This window comes from Tritonibacter sp. SIMBA_163 (assembly GCF_046535935.1).
In the GTDB taxonomy this organism is placed as follows: Bacteria; Pseudomonadota; Alphaproteobacteria; order Rhodobacterales; family Rhodobacteraceae; genus Epibacterium; species Epibacterium scottomollicae.
The window spans coordinates 66,744-83,929 of the sequence record NZ_JAWJBP010000013.1 but is presented as its reverse complement, the minus strand read 5'-3'; the positions used below and the strand labels follow the sequence as shown (position 1 = coordinate 83,929).

Here is a 17,186-nt window from a genome sequence, read left to right as displayed (position 1 = left end):
GACGCCTTGCGCTCACTGCCCGGCGACCAAGAGCGCGCACAGTGAAAAGACTCAATTGCTGGCAACTCCGCGCCGATGCCTTCGACCTGCTCGCGCACCCCGGCTTGCACCGCTTGCAGCTTCGACGTAACTGCTGCGCATGACTTCAAAGATCCTTGTTCTGACCACGCGCGATGATGGCAGCGGGCGGTTTTCACTGACGCATAAGGCGGATGGCACAACGGGCATCAGCCGGATGTCGTGCGATCTGTCAGCGGCGGATATGCGGCAATTGGTGCTGTTCTGCGAAGGGTGCGATCTTCGGCGGACCTACGGCGATCCCATCGCCGTTGAACTGCAGCTCGACGGGTTGCTGCTTACCGAAAATCCAGCCAAAGGCGAAATTCACGTCCTGCGCCAAATCGGCTATAGCGAGAAAGCCGCGCAGGTCGAGCGCGTGATCTTTTGCGCCGAAATGGCCGGCGTTGTGGAAACCGCCCTCAATCACGCGGAGCAGTCCAAACACGGTCCTCTCTTGAAATCCATGCTGGCTGAAACGCAGCTCCCGGCCTCGTTGGTTCAGGGCCTGACGGATGATGAAAGCGCGCAGGTCCTGCATCGCCTGCAAGAGATGGCGCTTCTGATCCTGAGCGATCTTTCGTTGGAAAAAGGCGGCCGCTTTGCAAAGCTATTGCGCGGTAAAAAATCGCGACCAGAGGCGGAGGCCTACGCCCGTGATCTGGTGCACAGCCTCGCCGAAAGCCTCGTGGTGCCTAAGACATCCGAGCTTGGCTCTCAGACGGGCGCGCCGTGAAACCCGGCCACTTTGCCTCTCAGATGGCAGACCCGAAGCGTCGCAAAATGACAAAGGGCCCCGACATGATCGGAGCCCTCTTTCATAACTACAGGCCTGCGCCCGTCAGAGGATCTTCTTGCGCAGATACGACGACACCACCTCGCCAAAAACAACCAACGCCAGAATGGTCAGCAGAACCATCGACACTTCGGGCCAGTTGAAGGTGTCGATCGCCCCCTGCAGGATCATCCCGATACCGCCCGCACCAACAAGGCCGAGAACGGTGGATTCCCGCAGGTTGATATCCCAGCGCAGGATCGCCACGGCAAAGAACGCGGGCATCACCTGTGGCACGATCCCATAGAGCACCACCTTGAAGCGCGACGCGCCGCAGGCCTCCAGCGCCTCTACCGGCTTGCGATCAATCTCTTCGATCGCCTCGCCCAGCAGTTTGCCCAGAAACCCGATCGACCGGAACATGATCGCCACGATCCCCGCCACGATGCCGGGGCCAAAAATCGCCACGAACAATAGCGCCCAGATGATGGTGTTCACGGACCGGGATGACACCAGGATGAAACGTCCCACCCACAGTGCTGCCTTGTTTGGCGTGGTGTTCTGCGCGGCGATATAGGCCACCGGCAAGGACACCACCACGGCGATCATCGTCGCCAGCGTGGCAATATTGACGGTCTGCCAGATCGCCTCGAGGATCGACGGCAGGTTCGAGGGATCCGGCGGCATCATGCGGCCAAACAGGTCGCCCATCTGCGACGGCGCATCCCAGACCCAGGCCCAGATCACGTCGATGCTGCTGAGCGCCCAGCTGACAACCAACAGGGTCAGGGCCAACCCGCCATAGCGCATCAGGCGCTGACGCAAGGTGAAGCGAGACCAGTGGTCAAGAGTGTTTTGCAAAGGCTGAGTGCTCATCATGCGATCCGCTTCCTGACAAATCCGCTCACTGCCTCGGACACGAGGATCACGCCCACGATGACCATGGTGATGGCGAGTGCAAAGTCATAGTCATAGCGACCAAAGGCATTCGCCAATGTCGCACCAATCCCGCCCGCGCCGACAATTCCGACCACGGCAGAGGCGCGCAAGTTGCTGTCCAGCTGATAAATCCCAAGACCGACCAGACGAGGCATGATCTGCGGCATCACCGCGTAGGCCAGCGTCGGGATGAAACCGGCCCCCGCGGCACGCATCGCCTCGACCTGACCAAAATCGATCTCTTCAATGCGCTCGGCCAGAAGCTTCGCGACAAATCCGATGGAATAGACCACCAGGGTCAACGCCCCGGCAAACGGGCCAAAGCCAACGGCCTTCACAAAGATGATCGCCACGATCACCGGGTGAAAGCTGCGGGCAACGATGATGATGCCACGACCGAGAAAGTAGATCGGCTTTATCGAGATGTTGCTTGCAGCCATGAACGCCAGTGGCACCGACAGGGCAATGCCGCCAACGGTTGCCAGAATGGCGATCTTCAGGCTCTCCAGAAAGCCGTCAATCAGTAGGCCGGAGCGTTCAAAACTCGGCGGGAAGGCACCGCTGAAAATGCGCTGCGCCCGGGTCATGCCGTCGGCCACCCGGTCCCAGTCGATCGGCAGCGTGACCAACGTGAAGACGAAGTAGATCGCCACGGCAGCATAAAGCCCATACCGCAACAGCGGGCTGGCGATGAACGGCGGTTTGCGCCAGGTATCTCTGACCTCGCTCATGCCGCCGCCCCGACCTGCGCGCGATCCTCTGCCGGAACCCCGGCGTAGATCTCGTCCATCTCCGCCTTGCCCAGCTGTGCCGGCAGATCGTCAAAGATGATCCGCCCGTAGCGCATGCCTACGATACGGTCGCTGTATTCCTTGGCCTCGGTCACGTTGTGGATGTTGATGATGACCGGCAGTTTCAGTTCGCTTGCCAGATCGCGCAGCAGCGACATGATCTGTTCCGAGGTTTTCGGGTCAAGCGACGCGGTCGGCTCATCCGCCAGCAGGATTTCGGGGCGCTGCATCAAGGCGCGCACCACGCCGACCCGCTGACGCTCACCGCCCGACAGTTCATCGGCGCGTTTGTTGGCATAATGTGCGATGCCAACCCGCTCCATCAGCTCGTAGGCGTGGCGGATGTCATCACGGGGATAGCGCCGCGTCAGTGCCGCCCAGGTCGAGATGTAGCCAAGCCGCCCGGACTGCACATTCTCCATCACCGTCAGACGGTCGATCAGGTTGAAGCTCTGAAACACCATGCCGATACGACGGCGGGCGGCGCGCAGCTCGCGACGGTTCAATGTGGTGAACTCGGTGCCGTTCAGATCAACGGAGCCGGAGGTGGGTTCGACCAGGCGGTTGATACAGCGCAACAGCGTACTCTTGCCCGCACCGGATGACCCGATGACGGACGTCAGCTGATCGCCCTCGACGGTCAGGTCCAGCTCTTTCAACACCGGATCACCGGATCCGTAGCGTTTGGTCAATTTGGAGATTTTAAGCATAGCGGCCTCTCGGACAATGCGCGGCCCCGCCTCTGCCACGCGGTCCGACAGGCGAACACACGCGGGAAGCCGCGAAAAGCCCCGGTCGGCTGCTGCGCCGACCGGGACGGGATGTGTGGATCAGTTTCCGGCCAGGCCCTGCGGTGTGTATTCCACGCCGTTGGACTTCTGGATCTGACGGATGACCGCCCATTGATCCTTGTAGGTGATCGGAATGAACTTGCTGACGCCGTCGAACTCATCGCCCAGCTTGGTGCCGGCAAAGTCGAAGGAGAAGAAGGCGTCCTTGATCTTGTCAGCCAGCGCCGGATCAAGATCATGTGCCAGCGTGAAGGAGGTGGTCGGGAACGGATCGCTCTCCCAGATCTTGCGCACGTCAGCGGTGTCATAAAGACCGCGCTCTGCCATACGGTCGACCACTTCGGACGCCACCGGCGCCGCGTCATAGTCGCCCGCGACCACACCCAGCATCGACTGGTCATGCGACCCGGAATAGACCACCTCGTAGTCCTTGTCCGGCTCTACGCCCAGATCCGGGAACAGCGCGCGCGGCGCCTGGTTGCCGGAGTTCGAGGTCGGCGAGGTATGCGCAACACGACGGCCCGCCAGATCCTTCACTTCCTTGATGTCGCTGTCGGCCTGCGTGAAGACCTGCAGCTTGTAGCCGAACTGGCCATCTGCCGCGCCCATGATCGCAAAGGGCACCGCACCGGCAAGGTTCACCGCAAACGGTGTCGGCCCGGTGGAGAAGCCTGCCACATGCAAACGACCGGAGCGCATCGCCTCAACCTCGGCAGAGTTCGACTGCACAGCAAAGAACTGCACGTCCTTGCCTGTCGCCTCTTCCAGATGGGTGATGAAGGGCTCCCAGATGTCGGCATAGACTGCGGGATCTTCGACCGGCGTATAGGCAAACACCAGCGTGTCGGGGTTGCTCAGTTCTGCCGGGTCGGTGGGCGTATCGGCCACCAGGTCGCCGTTTGCATCGCAGTAGAGCACATCCAACGCGCCACGCTCAGCGCAATCTTCTGCCGCTGTTGCAGCCACGGCGCTCATCGACAGAACGCCCAGTGCCGTCGTGGCACGGGTCCAGAATTTTACCATGTTTTCCTCCCTTTAACGCCAGTGGTGGAACGGTCTCCCACCCGTCACGGCGCTGGTGAAGAAAGGATAGTGACCTCCTGCCATCCGAAGCGAGACAGGTTATGTTAATGAAACAGCCGGAACCCGGCTTTCATGTTAACAATGTTTCAAATGCCGTTGCAGGCCTTTTGAGCTGCTAGCGTTTTTTGACATCTGTGCCACAACAGCAGGCGCGCACCCCCGGTCAGAGCAGGAGGAGGAGGCAGGAATGCAGTCAGGCAAGTCAGAGCCGCTCATCGCGATCGTGGACGATGATCCGAACGTGCGCGAGACCCTGTCCGCCCTGATGCGCGACAGCGGTTTCGCTCCGGTCTGCTGTCCGGATATCGCGGCCTTTCTTGCACTTGGCGACCCGCCCCCGGTGGATCTGGCTTTGATCGACCTGCGGCTTCAGGGTGAATCCGGTCTGACTCTGGCGATCCACATCCGGGAGCGCTACGAGATTCCGATCGTCATGCTGACGGGCGTTGGTGATGAGATCGACAAGATCATCGGGCTGGAAACCGGCGCGGATGATTATCTGATCAAACCGTTCAACCCGCGTGAGCTGGTCGCCCGCATCCGTGCGGTGCTGCGGCGCTATGGTTTGGGAAGCCAGCGGGTGCCCGCCCCTGCCCCGGGTCAGGAAATCGCCTTTGGCAGCCTGCGCATCGACCTGCAATCGCGCCGGTTGCTGGATCAGTCGGGCGATGAAATACCGCTGACCAATGCGGAATACCGTCTGCTGGAGTATTTTGCACGCAACCCGGAACGCACCATTCCCCGCCCGGAGTTGCTGGAGGAGCTGGGGTCCGACATGCAGCGCTATGTGGATCGCACCATCGACGTGCTGATCCTGCGTTTGCGTCGCAAGATCGAAGCCGTGCCATCAAAGCCGGTACATCTGCTCACGCGCAGGTCACAGGGCTATGTGTTCCACCTGTCGCCAAACTGAGCCCAGCATCCGATGTCCATCCTCTCTCGTCTCAGCATTCGCTTTCGCCTGTCCGCCGCCATCGCCGTGCTGTTTGGCTTGATCCTTCTGGTCAGCCTCATCGGGATGCGCGTGCTGAACCGGACCGAACTGTGGATGAACGTCCTGCATCAGGACACGCTGACCGAGGTCTCCGACGCGCTGGAACTCTCGCGACGCTCCGCCGATCTCGCAACCTCTGCGCCCTTTCTCTACGCGCTGTTTCCGCCCTTCCAGCTGGAGCAAGAGGCACAGAGCGTCTTGCAGAACCTCCGCAGCATCGAGGAACAGGCGGCCAATGACCCCGCACTCGACCTGCCGCTGGCGCGGCTGCGGCTGGCAATTGACGATTTGACCTCAGCGCTGGTGCCGCAAACCGCACGCATCGCCGCCCTCACCGCCATAGACCGCGACATGTTGCGATTGAACCAGCGCGTACGGCGCCTATCCGGCGATACTTCCCTGCCGCTGCCGGAACGCGAGGTCTGGGCCGAACTTCAACAGCTGACCGCCAGTGCCATCGGTGCGGGTCGTGCAAACGCGCTGATCGAACTGGGGGAATTCACCCGCCGCTACACAACCACCCGAGACCGGATCGAGCCCGCCTTGATGCCGGTTCACCAGACAACTTTTGCGGAGATTCAGGCCGCCGTTCGCCGCAGCGAGGGGCTGTTTGCGCTTAAGCATCGAACGATCGCAGCCCAGCTTGATGCAGAGAACGCCCTGTTTCGCATTCGCCAGCAGGCAGGCCGCATCACCACCTATGCCGAGGAAAAAGTCGCCCAGGCCGAGGCGCGCCTGTCACAGGCCCGAACCGAGACGTCAAACAACCTCGGCATCGCAAAGAACTCCTTTCTCGCGCTGACATTGGTCAGCCTTCTGGTTGCCGTGACCTCAGCGCTTTATGTGTCGCGCTATGTCGCACGTAACCTGCGCCGCATCGCCGATGCGATGCGCACGCTGGCGGCAGGGGACCACCGCAGCGACCTGCCCCGTGCCCGCGTGTCGGATGATGAGATCGGCCAGCTCTATGCCGCGTTTCAGGTGTTTCGCGACAACGCCCGCAAACTGGACCGCCGCACCGGAGAAATCCGGCGTCAGAACGCGCTGTTTTCCCGTGTCTTTCGCAACATCAAGGACGGTGTCGCAATTTCCGCCGCCAGTGGGCAGATCGAGGCGGAAAACGACAATCTGCGCAGCCTTCTACGGCTGCCAACAGAGGACCAGCCCAACGCGCCAGCCGACATGCAGGACCTCATTGCGCGCTCCGCCTTTACCCGTCAGGCCAGCGCGGGCGAGCGGGGTGGCTTTGAAGAATACGTCGATGCCTCCGGCCATGTGCTGGAGCTGCGCCATTCCCCCCTGCCCGATGGCGGCGCGGTTTGGCTTCTGTCGGAAACCACCGAGCGCAAGCGTATTGACGAACGGCTGGAAGAGATCCGCCGGGTGGAAACGCTCGGGAAAGTCACCGGTGAGGTTGCCCATGATTTCGGCAATATCCTGTCGAGCATCTCCGGCAACATGCATCTGATGTCCGCGGCCTCGAACGAGGACGCAGTGCGCATCCGCGATCGTATTGGTGCAGCGCTGGATCTGGGCGTATCGCTGACCGAACGCCTGTTGGCATTTGCCCGCAAACAACATCTGGAGCCACAGGTGACAGATGTCGGTCTATTGGTGGAGGGCATGGCAGATCTGCTCGAAATCGCGCTGCCCGAAACCGTCGAGCTGGAGTTCGATCTGGCGGCAGAACCGGTGCTGGCGCGGGTCGACCCCGGCCAGTTGGAAAGCGCGATCCTCAACCTGTGCGTCAACGCGGGTCAGGCCATTGATGGCGCCGGGCAGATCCATGTGACCGTGACGGAAAATCCCGATGGCGGCGCATGCTTGCGCATCCGCGACGATGGCTGCGGCATGTCGCCCGAGGTGCTGCAACATGCCACCGAACCGTTTTTCACCCATCGCAGCGATGGCAGCGGCACTGGTCTCGGCCTGTCGATGGTGGATGGTTTCGTCCATCAGTCCGGTGGGCGGCTGTCCTTGTCCTCCACCGTAGATGAAGGCACCGAGGTCCACCTCAGCTTTCCGCCCCTGGAGCAGCCCGTGGACCTCTCTGCCAGCACCTTGGTCAGCGGCACGGCGGTGGTGGTGGACGATGATCCGACCTATCTCACATCGGCGGCACAGGTCCTGGAAGGTCTGGGGTTTACCGTACTGCGGGCAGAAAGCTATGCCGAGGGGGCAGCTGCAATCACCCGTCTGAACGCCGTTGATCTGGTGTTGAGCGACCTCAACCTCGACCATGGCGCCTCAGGCTGGGATCTCTTGCATCTTGCCCGCACGCAGCACCCGACCTGTCGGTTGATCGTCATGTCAACACGCAGCATCGCCGGGATGCCTGCCGCCCTGCGCACGGCAACCGGGCCCGGACGATTGGAAAAACCCGTGACGGACTCGGCCCTGCGCGATCTGTTGCGTCACGGCGCCTAAGCGTCAGCCGGGAATACCGCTCGCGGTGTCGAGCAAGGCTGGCAGCAACTCCTCCCTCACCCGCTCGATATCAAAACTGTGGCTGGAGACGGCAACTTGCAGCGCCGCATTGGCCCTTCCGTCGATGCCGACAATCGGGACCGCCAGGCTGATTTCGTTCAGCATCATCTGACCCTGCGTGATCGAATAGCCGTCCTGCGACGCGCAGGCGATACCGTCAGCAATGGCCTCGCGGTCGGTGATGGTCTTTGGTGTCGCCGCCCGGATCGGCCAGGTTTCCAACGCATGTGCCACTTCATCGTCAGACCAGGTTGCCAGTATCACCCGCCCGGACGCTGTACCAAGCGCTGGCACGCGACGCCCGACGATACTGGCCGCGAACTGGGTCCTTTGGTTGGGCAGGCGCAGCGAGTAGATGATGTGATCGCCGGAAATCTGCGCCAGGTTCACTGTTTCGCCATGAACACGGCTGAACTCCACCAGCTTCGGCAGCACCCGCGAAATGAGCGGATCCGACCAGTAGTAGGCGTAGGCCAGCTCCAGCCAGGCATGGCTGGGCCGATAGCGACGCGTGCCCGGATCACGCTCCAGCATCCCCTCTTGATGAAGCGTATGCGCCATGCGCTGTACCGCGCTTTTCTCCAGTCCGGTGAGGGTGACCAACTCGGCCAGCGACAGGGAAACATGTGATTCGTCAAACGCCCGCAGCAGACGCAGCCCTTTGGCCAAGGTGCCGACGAACAGCGGATTCTGCTTCTTTTCCAACATCTTTTTCCATTTCTGCCGGGTCTCGAAAACACGGATGTAACAAAGACTTGACGGATACCGTCAGCATCTGAGTATGATAGTTAAATAGCGATCATAAGTATCAAATAATGATACTGCAACTATTCCAACGTATAGTACAGGGAAATGAAATGACTGATCTCTCCTTTACCCGCTCCGTGCTCGTCGCGCTCACGCTGGCCTCCACCACCGCCATGCCCGCCCTTGCGGACAAGGCGTCTGGCACCCTGAACGTGGCGTTCACCAAAGAGCTGGAAAACGTCGACAGCTACTTCAACTCCTCCCGCGAAGGGGTCGTGATGCAGCGCGCCGTTTGGGACGGTCTGATCTACCGTGACCCGAAGACCAACGAATACATCGGCAACCTGGCCACCAGCTGGGAATGGATCGACGACACCACGCTGGAGCTGAAGCTGCGCGAGGGGGTCACGTTCCACAATGGCGAACCCTTCAACGCCGATGACGTGGTCTACACCGTCAACTACGTCGCCAAGGAAGAAAACGGCGTGAAGACGCAGCGCAACGTAAACTGGATGAAATCGGCAGAGAAAGTCGACGACTATACCGTGCGCATCCTGCTGAAGGACAAATTCCCGGCGGCGATCGAATTCCTCTCCGGCCCCGTGTCCATGTACCCGAATGAATACTACGCCGAGGCTGGCCCCTCCGGCATGGGTCTGAAACCCGTTGGCACCGGCCCCTACAAAGTGACCGACGTGGTGCCGGGACAGCATTTCGTGCTGGAAAAGAATGAAAACTACCACGACAGCCCCAAAGGTCAGCCGGAAATCGACAAAATCGACATCCGCACCATTCCCGACGTCAACACCCAGATGGCAGAGCTGTTCTCCGGCTCGCTGGATCTGATCTGGCAGGTGCCTGCGGATCAGGCCGAGAAGCTGGCCGAGATGGGGCAGTTCACCGTTGCCAATGAATCCACCATGCGCGTGGGCTATCTGCAAATGGACTCCGCGGGTCGCTCCGGCGAGGACAACCCTTTCACCAATGCCAAGGTGCGCGAGGCGGTCAACTACGCGATCAACCGCGAAGAACTGGTCGAAGCGCTGCTGCAAGGGTCGAGCCAAGTCATCAACACCCCCTGTTTCCCCAGCCAGTTCGGCTGCGTGCAGGATGTGACAACCTATGACTACAACCCTGAAAAGGCGAAAGAATTGCTGGCCGAAGCGGGCTATCCGGATGGGTTCAGCACGCCGTTCTATGCGTATCGCGACCGTCAGTACGCCGAGGCGATCTCGTCCTACCTCAACGCGGTCGGCATCGACACCGACTTCAAGATGCTTCAGTACTCCGCCCTGCGCGAGCTGAACATGAAAGGCGAAGTGCCGCTGTCGTTCCAGACTTGGGGCAGCTATTCGATCAACGACGCCTCCGCCATGGTCAGCCAGTTCTTCAAGCACGGCTCGCTCGACAGCACCCGTGACGATGAAGTGCTGGAGTGGCTGGACGTGGCCGACAGCTCCACCAACCCGGACGAGCGGATCGAGAATTACACCAAGGCGCTGCAGAAGATCACCAAGGAAGCCTATTGGGCGCCGATGTTCAGCTACAACACCAACTACGTCTTCACCGGCGGCGTGACCTACACGCCGACTGCCGACGAGGTGCTGCGGTTCGTGGACATGTCCTGGAACTGATCTGCCTCTGGTGAGGGGCCCCGCGCCCCTCACCCTCCTCCCGACACGCTCCTCACACGACACATCCCCAGATGCGCGGGCCTATAGTGCCTGACGCCCGAGGTACCTCATGCTTCCATTCATCCTGAAGAGACTGGGCCTGGCTTTGCTAGTGGCTTTGACCGTCAGCTTCATCAGTTTTTCCTTGCTGTTCTTGTCCGGAGATCCTGCAGCCGCCCTGGCTGGCGAAACCGCCAGCGGCGAAGATGTCGAGGCCATCCGCCGCCTCTATGGTTTTGACCGCCCCATGTTGGTGCAATACGGCGAATGGCTGTTCTCGGCCGTGCAGGGCGATTTTGGCGAGAGCTATTATTTCAAACTGCCCGTCGCCAGCCTGATCGCAGAGCGTCTGCAAGTGACCATGCTGCTGGGGGTCTGTGGTATCCTGTTTGCCCTCCTCACCGCCGTTCCTCTTGGCGTGGCTGCTGCGATCCGTCCCAACTCCCTCATCGACCGCGTCGCGCTGTTCCTGTCCGTTGCCGGTCAGGCGATGCCGTCGTTCTGGTTTGGCCTCATTCTGATCGTTGTGTTTGCCATTCAACTCGGCTGGCTGCCGCCTTCTGGCGCGGCGACTTGGCGGCATTTCATCATGCCGACCATCGTGCTTGGCTACTACGCGATGCCAGCCATCATGCGATTGACGCGGGCCGGCATGCTGGACGTGCTGAATTCGGACTTCATCCGCACCGCACGCGCAAAGGGCGCCGGCGAAGGTCGGGTGCTGTTCAAACACGCCCTGCGCAATGCGATCATCCCGGTGGTCAGCCTGGCTGCGGTCCAGATGGGCTTCATGCTGGGCGGCTCCATCGTGGTGGAATCGGTCTTTGCGCTGCATGGCGCAGGCTTCCTCGCCTGGGAGAGCATTGCCCGCAACGACCTGCCCACCGTGCAAGCGCTGATCCTCGTTTTCTCGATGTTCTACATCGTCTTCACCTTTCTCGCCGACGTTCTGAACGCCTGGCTTGACCCCAGAATGCGGAGTTCCTGACGTGACCGACTCCACTGATCCTCTCTACCAAGAAATCCAAGGCCCCTCTCCGCGCCAGATGCTCAAGCTGCGCGCATTTGGGCACAAGGGGCTGCTCTTCGGCATGGGCGTTGTCGGCCTGCTGGTGCTGATCGCCATTCTGGCACCGGTGCTCGCCCCGCATGACCCCTATGCGCAAAGCCTGATGAACCGCATGGTTCCGCCTGTCTTCATGGGCGGCACCTGGGAACATCCGCTGGGCACCGACCATCTGGGGCGGGACTACCTGTCGCGCCTGATCTACGGCGCCCGCGTGTCGCTGTTGATCGGTGCGGTGGCTGCGCTGATTTCCGGCGTGATCGGCACCGCGATGGGTGTCGCGGCCGGCTACTTCGGCGGCAAGGTCGACGCGGTTGTCACCTTCCTCATCAACGTGCGTCTCGCGATGCCGGTGGTGCTGGTGGCCCTTGCGGTGGTTGCCATCCTCGGCGGCTCGCTCACCGTGGTGGTCTGCGTGCTGGGCCTGTTGCTGTGGGACCGCTTTGCCGTGGTCATGCGCGCCTCCACCCTGCAGGTCAGCCGTCGCGACTATGTGGCCGCTGCGCAGGTGATCGGCGCTTCCACCCCGCGCATTCTGCTGACCGAGATCATGCCGAATATCTTCAACAACCTGATCGTCGTGATCACGCTGGAGATGGCCCACGCCATCCTGCTCGAAGCGGCGCTGAGCTTTCTCGGCCTTGGTGTGCAGCCCCCTACCCCCTCCTGGGGCCTGATGGTGAGCGAAGGCAAGAACATGATGCTGTTCGAGCCATGGCTCGTTCTCATTCCCGGTGCCGTGCTGTTTGTGCTGGTGCTGGCGATCAATCTGATGGGCGACGGTCTGCGTGACGTCACCGCCCCCGAAGGACGGAGCTGAACCATGACTGATACGCTTCTTTCCGTAAAGAACCTGACCCTCAACATCCCCACCGGCAGCGGCACGCTGAAAGCGGTGCGCGGCATCGACTTTGACCTCAAACGCGGCGAGACCCTGTCGATCGTCGGCGAAAGCGGGTCGGGCAAATCCCTGACCTCGCTGGCAGTGATGGGGCTTCTGGGCAAGTCCATCAAACGCCAGGCCGACGAGATGCGGTTTGACGATGTCGACCTGCAAAAGGCCAACCGCCGGGTGATGCGCGATCTGCGCGGCAACCGGATCGCGATGATCTTTCAGGAGCCGATGACCTCGCTCAACCCGGCCTATACCATCGGCGATCAGCTGACCGAGACGCTTTTGCTGCACCGCAAGGTCAGCAAGGCGGCGGCCCGCGCCCGCGCGGTGGAGCTGTTGGAAAAGGTCGGCATCACTGCCGCCGAAAGCCGCCTGTCGCAATACCCCCACCAGCTGTCCGGTGGTCTGCGTCAGCGGGTGATGATCGCGCTGGCGCTGATGTGCGAGCCGGATCTGTTGATCGCGGACGAGCCGACAACCGCCCTTGATGTGACCATTCAGGCGCAGATCCTGCGGCTCCTGGTAGATCTGACCCGCGAGATGAACATGGCGATGATCCTCATCACCCATGACCTGGGTGTGGTGGCCCGTGTCGCCGACAAGGTTGCGGTGATGTATGCGGGTGAGCTGGTCGAGACAGGCCCCGCATCAGAGGTCTTTGCCGCACCAAGCCACCCTTACACGCGCGGTCTGCTGCGCTGCATCCCGCAGCCGGGCAAAACCGAACGCGGCGCGCCCCTTGGCACCATTCCCGGCATTGTGCCGTCGCTGATCGGCGATGTCAGCGGCTGCGTGTTCCGCACCCGCTGTGCCCATGCCCGCCCCGAATGTCGCGAAGCAATCCCACTCAGAGGCGACGCCAGCCATGAGTTCAAATGCGTCCACCCCGACGGCGCGTTGTCCGAAGAAGGAGAGGTCGCATGAGTGATGTTCTGACCCTGGACGGAGTAAAGAAAACCTACAGCGTCAAGCAAGGCATGTTTGGCCCGCGCAAGCCGCTGACAGCCGTCAACGATGTCACGCTCTCGCTCGGCAAGGGCGAGGTGCTGGGGCTGGTTGGGGAATCCGGATGTGGCAAGTCCACATTGGCCAAGCTATTGCTGGGACTGGAAAAACCCACGTCTGGCGATGTGCTTGTTGAGGGGGAGTCGATGGCAACCCTTGATCGGCGCGGTCTGGCCGGACGCCTGCAGCCAATCTTTCAGGATCCCTATTCCTCGCTCAATCCACGAAAGTCGATCTACGATATTATCTCCCTGCCGCTGCGGGTGCACAAGATCGGCAATACCGCCAGCCAGACCAAGGCGGTGAAGGACATCCTCGACATCGTCGGTCTGCCGCAGCGGGTGATGAACACCTACCCCAGCCAGATGTCCGGCGGTCAGCGTCAGCGGGTCGCCATTGCGCGCGCGCTGGTGATGAAACCCGAGATCGTCATCTGCGATGAGCCGACCTCGGCGCTGGATGTGTCTGTCCAAAGCCAGATCCTCAACCTGCTGGGCGAGCTGCGCCGCGAGTTTGGCCTGACCTATCTGTTCATCAGCCACGACCTCGCTGTGGTGGAGCATCTGGCGACACGGGTGGCGGTCATGTATCTTGGCCGGATCGTTGAAGAAGCCCCTGTGGCAGAGCTCTTTGAGGCCCCCAAGCATCCCTATACTAAGGCCCTGTTGAGTTCGGTCCTGACCCCGGAGCCGGGGCTGGGCGTGCCGGAAACCGCCCTTGGCACCGCCTATCCGAACCCGATCAACCCGCCCTCGGGCTGCGCCTTTCACCCGCGCTGCCCACTGGCGACGGAGCACTGCAAAACAGTCGCCCCCCGCCCGATCCAGACCGAACATGGCCGGGTGGAATGCCACCTCCACGACCCGGAGAGCCCGATGACACGTCAGGATGCCGCATGAGCGCACTGTCGAGAACACAGCACACCCGCAAGCATGTCATCGAAACCGCGGGCGGCGTCGTCGCCTCCCAGCACCGTCAGGCTGCCGAAGCGGGTGCCGCAGTCTTGCGCGCTGGCGGGGATGCCGTTGATGCTGCCGTCGCGACCTCCTTTGTCGTCGGGGTTCTTGAACCCTGGATGAGCGGCCCAGCCGGCGGTGGCGCCGCGATCCACTGGCGCGCGGACACTGGCGAGGCGGTGGCGATCAACTTCGGCATGAGATCGCCGAAGGGATTGAATATAAACGACTATCCCCTGTCTGGTGATGGCAAGGCCGGGGATCTCTTCCCCTGGGAACGCGTGGTCGAGGATCGCAACGTCGAGGGCGCGACGGCGATCGCCGTGCCCGGCACCGTGGACGGTCTTGGTCAGGCGCACGCCCGCTGGGGCCGTATGCCATGGGCGGAGCTTCTGGCACCCGCTGTCAGTCATGCCCGCGAGGGAATGCTTGTCGACTGGTATGCAGCGCTGCTGATCGCCTCGACCGCGCGCAATCTGGCCAAGGATCCCGACGCGGCTGCGATGTTCCTTGACGATGGCACATGGCCCAAGGGCTCTGGCTGGACCGCGATCCCCGACAATCGGCTCGACCAGAGCCGCGTGGCCGCCTCGCTTGCGCATATGGCCGAGGCTGGACCGCGTAGTTTCTACGAGGGCGATCTGGCGCAGGCGATGGCGCAGGATGTTCAGGACAAGGGCGGTTGCCTCGCTGCGGAAGATCTCGCCGGATACTCCGCCTGGATGGGCGCAGCCCGCCCTGTCGATTACCGCGACGCGCGCTTTCACGTGATGCCGGGCCTGACGGCAGGCCCGACCTTCGCCCGCGTGATGGAACAGCTTGAAACCGCAGATCTTTCGACGCCTGCCGCAACCTATGTGGCCTACGCCCGCGCTCTCGACCAAGCCTATGCAGAGCGGCTCGGCAAGATGGGCGATGACGGCGAAGTGCCAGAGGCCCCCGGCTGCACCACGCATTTCTCCGTCGTGGACCGGGACGGCAACATGGTCACCCACACCCAGACGCTGCTGTCGATCTTTGGCAGCCGGGTTGTGTCGCCCTCAACCGGGTTCCTGATGAACAACGGCATCATGTGGTTTGACCCCGAACAGGGCCGCCCGAACTCCCTCGCGCCGAACAAGGCGTGCCTGATGAACGTCTGCCCGGTGTTGGGTGAACGCGGCGACACGCGCTTTGCCTTTGGCGCGTCTGGCGGGCGCAAGATCGTCTCGGCCGTGTCGCAGCTGGCGTCCTTTGTCGTCGATGGCAAAATGGATGTGGAACAGGCCTTTCACACGCCGCGCATCGATATGTCAGGCGGCGCGCAGATCATCGCGGACGAAACGCTGCCGACAGAGGTGATTTCAGCCCTATCGGACGAAAAACCAACGCAGACCACCCGGCGGACCGTCTCCCCCTATGCCTTCGCCTGCCCCGCAGGCGTGATGCGCAAGGATGGCGCCAACAGCGGCTGCACCGAAATCATGTCACCCTGGGGTGACGCAATATCCGAGGACGACCTATGACCCGCGACGCCGCCATTTCCCGCGTGACTGACTATTACGAGGCCGGAACATTCCAATCTGACCTTGCGGATCTCGTGACCTATCGCAGCGAGAGCCAGAATGATGCGCCCGACGCGCGCAGCGAATGCCTGCGCTACCTGAAGGAAGCAATGCTGCCGCGCCTGATCGCCTTGGGCTTTGCCTGCGAGATCATCGACAATCCCGATCCGCGCGGCGGGCCGCTCCTGATCGGGGAGCGGGTCGAAGGGGATGACCTTCCGACCGTGCTCACCTATGGCCATGGCGACGCTGTATTGGGCCAGGAGGGCATGTGGCGCGAGGGGCTTTCGCCTTGGGAAATCGTCGAAGAAGGCGACCGGCTCTATGGACGCGGAACGGCGGACAACAAGGGCCAGCATCTGATCAATATCGCAGCTCTTGAGGCGGTGGTCGCAGAGCGGGGTCACCTCGGTTTCAACACGCGTATCGTGTTGGAAATGAGCGAAGAAGTTGGCTCTGTTGGCCTGCCGGAGGTGTTCAAGACCTACAAGGACCGGCTGACGGCGGACGTGTTGATCGCCTCAGACGGCCCCCGCCTGCAACCCGAGGTCCCCACCATGTTCATGGGCTCGCGCGGGGGGACGACGTTCGATCTGGTGGTGGAAACCCACGAGGGCGCGCATCACTCCGGCAACTGGGGCGGCCTGCTGTCCGACCCGGCGATGATCCTTGCCCATGCGCTGGCTTCGATCACCGATGTGCGTGGCCAGATCAAGGTTCCAGAATGGCGCCCCGACAGCCTGACAGACAGCGTGCGCGCCGCGTTGAAGGATCTGCCCGTTTCAGGGGGACAAGGCCCGGATGTGAACCCCGACTGGGGCGAAGAAGACCTGACCCCGGCGGAACGTGTGTTCGGCTGGAACAGCTTTACCGTGCTGGCGATGGTCTCTGGCGTGCCGGACGCCCCGGTCAACGCAATTTCCGGCTGGGCGCGCGCGACCTGTCAGCTGCGCTATGTGGTCGGCACTGAGCCTGAGGACGTGGTCCCTGCCCTCCGCCGTCATCTGGACGCGCATGGGTTCCAGAACGTGGAAATCCGCTGCCATGATCGCGGGTTCTTTGCCGCCACACGGCTCGACCCCGAGCATCCTTGGGCACAGTTCGTGGGCGATTCGATCCGCGAAACCTCGGGCGATCTGCATGTGCTGCCGAACCTTGCCGGGTCATTGCCCAACGACAGTTTCACCGACATTCTTGAGGTTCCGACCATCTGGGTGCCGCACTCCTATCGCGGCTGCTCACAGCATGCACCGAACGAGCATGTTCTGAAGCCGGTCTGCCGCGATGCGCTGCGGGTCATGGCGGGCGTGTTCTGGGATGTTGGCGAAAAGGGCGGACCCTCCGCCTAAGCAGAGCCGCAAATCGCTGCTGACAAATAAAGGC

At 61.9% G+C, this 17,186-nt stretch carries 15 protein-coding genes; 10 read left to right on the top strand and 5 right to left on the bottom strand.

The annotated features are described in order from the left end of the window. Positions 1-139 precede the first annotated feature (139 nt). The gene (locus tag R0J92_RS16545; RefSeq protein ID WP_411052433.1) at positions 140-793 is read left to right on the top strand and encodes a hypothetical protein; all 654 of its coding nucleotides are present in this window, start codon (positions 140-142) and stop codon (positions 791-793) included. 105 nt (positions 794-898) lie between these two features. On the opposite strand, the gene phnE (R0J92_RS16540) is transcribed toward R0J92_RS16545, so the two are convergent. The 4 genes from phnE (R0J92_RS16540) to phnD form a co-directional block, all read right to left on the bottom strand. Then, complete coding sequence (phnE, locus tag R0J92_RS16540) at positions 899-1,711, bottom strand: phosphonate ABC transporter, permease protein PhnE (RefSeq protein WP_106164659.1); 813 nt, start codon at positions 1,709-1,711, stop codon at positions 899-901. After that, entirely contained in the window at positions 1,708-2,502 is a 795-nt protein-coding gene (phnE, locus tag R0J92_RS16535; RefSeq protein WP_106164660.1) for a phosphonate ABC transporter, permease protein PhnE, read from the bottom strand. Before phnE (R0J92_RS16535) ends, phnE (R0J92_RS16540) begins: the two co-directional genes overlap by 4 nt. After that, a complete protein-coding gene (phnC, locus tag R0J92_RS16530) occupies positions 2,499-3,272 on the bottom strand; it encodes a phosphonate ABC transporter ATP-binding protein (protein ID WP_106164661.1) in 774 nt (257 codons plus the stop codon). The genes phnE (R0J92_RS16535) and phnC overlap by 4 nt, the downstream gene beginning before the upstream one ends. Positions 3,273-3,392: 120 nt before the next feature. After that, complete coding sequence (gene phnD, locus R0J92_RS16525; protein ID WP_317384068.1) at positions 3,393-4,376, bottom strand: phosphate/phosphite/phosphonate ABC transporter substrate-binding protein; 984 nt, start codon at positions 4,374-4,376, stop codon at positions 3,393-3,395. 247 nt (positions 4,377-4,623) lie between these two features. Here phnD and R0J92_RS16520 point away from each other — a divergent pair, with 247 nt between their 5' ends. Then, entirely contained in the window at positions 4,624-5,349 is a 726-nt protein-coding gene (locus R0J92_RS16520; RefSeq protein ID WP_106164663.1) for a response regulator transcription factor, read from the top strand. Between the two features lie 12 nt (positions 5,350-5,361). Continuing rightward, entirely contained in the window at positions 5,362-7,857 is a 2,496-nt protein-coding gene (locus tag R0J92_RS16515; RefSeq protein WP_411052432.1) for an ATP-binding protein, read from the top strand. A gap of 3 nt (positions 7,858-7,860) precedes the next feature. On the opposite strand, the gene R0J92_RS16510 is transcribed toward R0J92_RS16515, so the two are convergent. Beyond that, positions 7,861-8,625: an IclR family transcriptional regulator gene (locus tag R0J92_RS16510; RefSeq protein ID WP_411052431.1), complete on the bottom strand. Its 765-nt coding sequence runs from the start codon at positions 8,623-8,625 to the stop codon at positions 7,861-7,863. A 149-nt stretch (positions 8,626-8,774) separates the two neighbouring features. Between R0J92_RS16510 and R0J92_RS16505 the strand changes: the two genes are divergently transcribed. The 7 genes from R0J92_RS16505 to R0J92_RS16475 all read left to right on the top strand — a co-directional run bounded on the left by R0J92_RS16505 (position 8,775) and on the right by R0J92_RS16475 (position 17,152). Continuing rightward, entirely contained in the window at positions 8,775-10,298 is a 1,524-nt protein-coding gene (locus R0J92_RS16505; RefSeq protein WP_411052430.1) for an ABC transporter substrate-binding protein, read from the top strand. A 109-nt stretch (positions 10,299-10,407) separates the two neighbouring features. Next, positions 10,408-11,325 (top strand): ABC transporter permease, encoded by a 918-nt coding sequence (locus R0J92_RS16500; RefSeq protein ID WP_106164666.1) that lies wholly within the window; start codon positions 10,408-10,410, stop codon positions 11,323-11,325. A 1-nt stretch (position 11,326) separates the two neighbouring features. After that, positions 11,327-12,223 carry an ABC transporter permease gene (locus tag R0J92_RS16495; protein WP_106164667.1) on the top strand — a complete coding sequence of 299 codons (897 nt, stop codon included), beginning with the start codon at positions 11,327-11,329 and terminating at the stop codon, positions 12,221-12,223. Positions 12,224-12,226: 3 nt separating this feature from the next. After that, a complete protein-coding gene (locus R0J92_RS16490) occupies positions 12,227-13,222 on the top strand; it encodes an ABC transporter ATP-binding protein (protein ID WP_317384071.1) in 996 nt (331 codons plus the stop codon). Next, complete coding sequence (locus tag R0J92_RS16485) at positions 13,219-14,202, top strand: ABC transporter ATP-binding protein (RefSeq protein WP_106164669.1); 984 nt, start codon at positions 13,219-13,221, stop codon at positions 14,200-14,202. The genes R0J92_RS16490 and R0J92_RS16485 overlap by 4 nt, the downstream gene beginning before the upstream one ends. Beyond that, positions 14,199-15,764, top strand: coding sequence for a gamma-glutamyltransferase (locus R0J92_RS16480; protein ID WP_411052429.1), 1,566 nt, complete (start codon positions 14,199-14,201; stop codon positions 15,762-15,764). Before R0J92_RS16485 ends, R0J92_RS16480 begins: the two co-directional genes overlap by 4 nt. Next, the gene (locus tag R0J92_RS16475; RefSeq protein ID WP_411052428.1) at positions 15,761-17,152 is read left to right on the top strand and encodes a M20 family metallopeptidase; all 1,392 of its coding nucleotides are present in this window, start codon (positions 15,761-15,763) and stop codon (positions 17,150-17,152) included. Before R0J92_RS16480 ends, R0J92_RS16475 begins: the two co-directional genes overlap by 4 nt. Positions 17,153-17,186: the final 34 nt, after the last annotated feature.